Annotated in this window: 4 protein-coding genes and 1 pseudogene; all 5 read left to right on the top strand. The window is 39.4% G+C overall.

What is annotated here, in order from left to right; genetic code table 11:
- On the top strand, positions 1-1478 hold a 1478-nt coding region (glyS, locus tag Q0F90_RS08045), incomplete at its 5' end, for a glycine--tRNA ligase subunit beta (RefSeq protein ID WP_296004579.1).
- 170 nt (positions 1479-1648) lie between these two features.
- Entirely contained in the window at positions 1649-2035 is a 387-nt protein-coding gene (locus Q0F90_RS08040; protein ID WP_265139024.1) for a MarR family winged helix-turn-helix transcriptional regulator, read from the top strand.
- Between the two features lie 131 nt (positions 2036-2166).
- Positions 2167-2508, top strand: a complete 342-nt coding sequence (rplS, locus tag Q0F90_RS08035; protein ID WP_004695921.1) for a 50S ribosomal protein L19 — start codon at positions 2167-2169, stop codon at positions 2506-2508.
- A 105-nt stretch (positions 2509-2613) separates the two neighbouring features.
- Positions 2614-3519 (top strand): ribosome biogenesis GTPase YlqF, encoded by a 906-nt coding sequence (gene ylqF / locus Q0F90_RS08030; RefSeq protein ID WP_296004574.1) that lies wholly within the window; start codon positions 2614-2616, stop codon positions 3517-3519.
- Positions 3512-3813, top strand: a pseudogene (locus Q0F90_RS08025) (ribonuclease HII); the annotation flags it as partial. The gene ylqF and the pseudogene Q0F90_RS08025, both read left to right, overlap by 8 nt.

The following is a 3813-nucleotide window of genomic DNA, read 5'->3' as shown; positions in this document are numbered from 1 at the left end:
TCACTATCAAAAATGCAGCCTCCTATGTCGACACATTAAAAGAAAACTTTGTTATGGTTGATCAAGATGCACGTCGTGAATTGATCTCCAAACAATTACATGATATTGCAGCTTCTAAAAATGCATCCATCGTTTGGGATGATGATTTATTAGAAGAAATTAACTATCTTGTTGAATGGCCTACAGCATTGTGTGGTGGCTTTGAAGAGTCCTACTTGGCACTTCCAGATGCAGCCATCATTACACCAATGAAAGACCATCAACGTTACTTCCCATTGGTTGACCAAGAGGGCAAATTGTTACCAATGTTCTTAACAGTTCGTAATGGATCCGACCATTCCATCGAAGTCGTTCAAGCTGGTAATGAACGTGTATTGCGCGCCCGTCTTGATGATGCTAAATTCTTCTTCAACGAAGACCGCAAGAAACCTCTTATCGACCGTCAAGATGGTTTGACTAAAATCGTATTCCAAGAAGGTCTTGGTAACTTAGCAGATAAAACTGAACGTTTGCTTAAATTAGGCCGTGTATTCGGTGAAGAATGTGGCTTACACGAAGATGCAGCTGTTGTGTTAGAACGTGCTACAGAGCTTGCTAAAACTGACCTTACAACAGGTATGGTTACAGAGTTCACTGAATTACAAGGTGTAATGGGTAAAGAATACGCTTTACTTGATGGTGAATCTCCTGAGGTAGCAGAAGCTATTTTCGAACAATATTTACCACGTTTTGCAGGTGATGTATTGCCTCAAACTGAAGCAGGTAAAGTATTGTCCATCATCGATAAAGTAGATAATATCGTAGCTACTTTCAGCCGTGGCTTAATCCCGACAGGCTCTCAAGATCCATATGCATTGCGTCGTCAAACAATTGGTATTTTGAATATCTTGCTTGGTAGCGAATGGAACATCAGCTTGCGTCCAATCTTCAAAGCATCTATGGAATTACTTAATGTACCAGCTGAAAAACAAGATGAATTGCTTAACCAAGTAGAAGAGTTCTTCACACTTCGTTTGAAAAATATCTTCCTTGATCGCGAAGTTCCTCATCATGTAATCGATTTGTTGTTGTCCAACAATGAATTGTCCGTTGCTGATGCAGAAGGTCTTGTAAATGCATTGTTAGCAAACCGTATCGATGAAAACGTTGAGCTTGTTCAAGCTTATACTCGTATGTACAATCTTGTAAAAGATGTTGAATATACAGGCGTTAATAGCGACTTGTTGAAAGAAGACGCTGAAAAAGCATTGTTTGAAGCTGCTTCTAAAGCATCTGAAGCTAGCCTTGCAGCCTGGGAAGCTGGTGACTACGCAGCTGTAGTAGCAGTTCCAGCTACTTTGGTTCCAGCCATCAACAAATTCTTTGAAGATGTAATGGTTATGGATAAAGACGAAGCTATTAAAGCTAATCGTTTGCAACTTGTTCGCTTGGCGTACAGTGTAATGGCTATTATCGGCGATATTAGCGCATTAAAATAATATATTAGTAAAAGAACGATTCGACTTTTACCATGAAATATAAGAGAAGAGGTACCTTAAGGTGCCTCTTTTTTTGCTTTTACGAAGAATATACATATTTTATGCAGGAATTTTTGAGACCATGGCGAATATCTTATAATATACAAAGTTGTATGAGGAGAATACTGATCATGAATCATGATGAATTATATAAAGCCTTATGTAAGGTGCCAAGTGGCAAAGAAAAGTCTCGTGATAGAATTATCATTGAGCTATATATGCGTTCTCAAGGAGCATCACAAAAACAGCTAGTAGATGCTCTTAATATGCGTCCTGCAACAGTTTCTGAGCAAACGGACATTCTCATTGAATTAGGGTATGTAACAAAACATATCGATTTCATGGATAAACGCATATCGGTGGTAGGCTTAACAGATGAGGGGAAACGGTTAGGCAAATCATTATTACATTCGTATGACCAATTTTTGAATGTCTTATTTTCCGACTTATCTGAAGACGAACAAGAGGAGTTATATCGTTTATTAGGCAAGCTAAAACGGCCTATTTTACGCAAATAATTTTATTCTCAAAATTATATAGAAAATACTTGCTAAGAGTACGCGATTTATGGTAATATATTTCTGTTAATTTGAGACAGTCCGCTGCCTATAAGGTGTAGGTATTGAATGTCTGCAAACAGGAGGAAACAATGAACATTATTAACGTACTTGAACAAGAACAACTTCGTACAGACATCCCTACTTTCCGCGCTGGTGACACAGTTCGCGTACACGTAAAAGTAGTGGAAGGTACTCGTGAACGTATCCAAGTATTCGAAGGTTTGGTAATTAAACGTCAAAACGGTGGCGTACGTGAAACTTTCACAGTTCGTCGTATTGCATCCGGTGTAGGTGTAGAACGTACATTCCCACTTCACAGCCCACGCTTAGCTAAAATCGAAGTTATGCGTCGTGGTGTTGTTCGTCGTGCTAAATTGTACTACTTACGTAACCTTACTGGTAAAGCTGCTCGTATTCGCGAAAAACGCTAATGTTCATAAAAGGCTGCCGTTGGCAGCCTTTTATTTTTGCTAAAATTTAGATATAAAATATATAGATAATAGAGATATATAAAAGATACATAGAAAGGAGATATTATGGCAGATTCACCTATCGTACATTGGTTCCCTGGGCATATGGCGAAAGCTACACGTATGATTACGGAGTATATCAAGAAGGTAGACGTAGTTATCGAGTTACTCGATGCGCGTATTCCACGTTCTAGTGCGAACCCTGTAATCACTGAACTCGTTGGTCAGAAACCTCATATTGTACTGTTAAATAAAGTAGATTTAGCAGATCCTAAAGCTACTAAGGAATGGACTGAGTTCTTTACTAAACAAGGGATCACAGTATTGGCTATAGATTCTAAATCTGGCAAGGGTAATAAGAAGTTAATATCTACTGTAGAGCGTTTGAGCAAGCCTATTATCGACCGTTGGGTTGCAAAAGGCATTCGCAGTCGTTCTGTGCGTACTATCATCTTAGGTATTCCTAACGTTGGTAAATCTACGTTGATTAACTCCTTAGCGGGCTCTGCAGCAACGCGTACAGCTAACAAAGCTGGTCACACCCGTGGTCAACAATGGGTTAAAATCGGTAAAAACCTTGAACTACTTGATACACCAGGTGTATTGTGGCCTAAATTAGAGGATCAACGCGCCGCGGCCCGTCTTGCCATGACAGGTGCTGTTTCTGATGATGTATATGATTTAGAGCATGTTATGAAACAGCTATTAAATCATTTATTGACGAATACACCAAATATTTTGGTAGAACGTTATAAATTAAAAGAAGAAGAGATGACAGATGTGGATACTATTCTTGAAAGCATCGGTCGTCGTCGTGGCTGTCTCGTAAGTGGTGGCGTAGTCGACCTTGATAAAGCACGTCGTATTGTCTTGCAAGACTACCGTAATACTAAACTAGGTACAATTACTCTCGATAAAGTTGATGAAGAGCCATACTATCCTGAAAATGGTGAGGAAACACAAAATGGATAAGGATACATTTAGTAAATTAAAAGTTGCTGATATAAAAGCTCTTTTTGAAACTGAACAAGCCTTAGAGATTTTGTCTTTAGCCCAAGAGGATGATCGTAGCTCTGTGCAAAAATTGGCCGCTTCTTACATTAAGCGCCGAGAAAAAGAATTAAAAGAACAGCAACGGCTCATGAGCATGTATGACTATGAAGGCATGTTCTACGATCAAGGTATGTATCATGTAGCTGGCGTCGATGAGGTAGGCCGTGGCCCTATTGCAGGCCCTGTCACGGTAGCGGCTGTTATATTACCACC

Origin of the sequence: uncultured Veillonella sp. (genome assembly GCF_934190855.1) — a bacterium.
Taxonomy (GTDB): domain Bacteria; phylum Bacillota; class Negativicutes; order Veillonellales; family Veillonellaceae; genus Veillonella.
The sequence above is the reverse complement of the archived record's forward strand: the minus strand, read 5'-3'. Positions and strand labels throughout refer to the sequence as shown.

Coding starts and splice junctions, on each gene's coding strand:
- rplS (WP_004695921.1), top strand. CDS start 2,167: ATGAACATTATTAACGTACTTGAACAAGAACAACTTCGTACAGACATC.
- Q0F90_RS08040 (WP_265139024.1), top strand. CDS start 1,649: ATGAATCATGATGAATTATATAAAGCCTTATGTAAGGTGCCAAGTGGC.
- ylqF (WP_296004574.1), top strand. CDS start 2,614: ATGGCAGATTCACCTATCGTACATTGGTTCCCTGGGCATATGGCGAAA.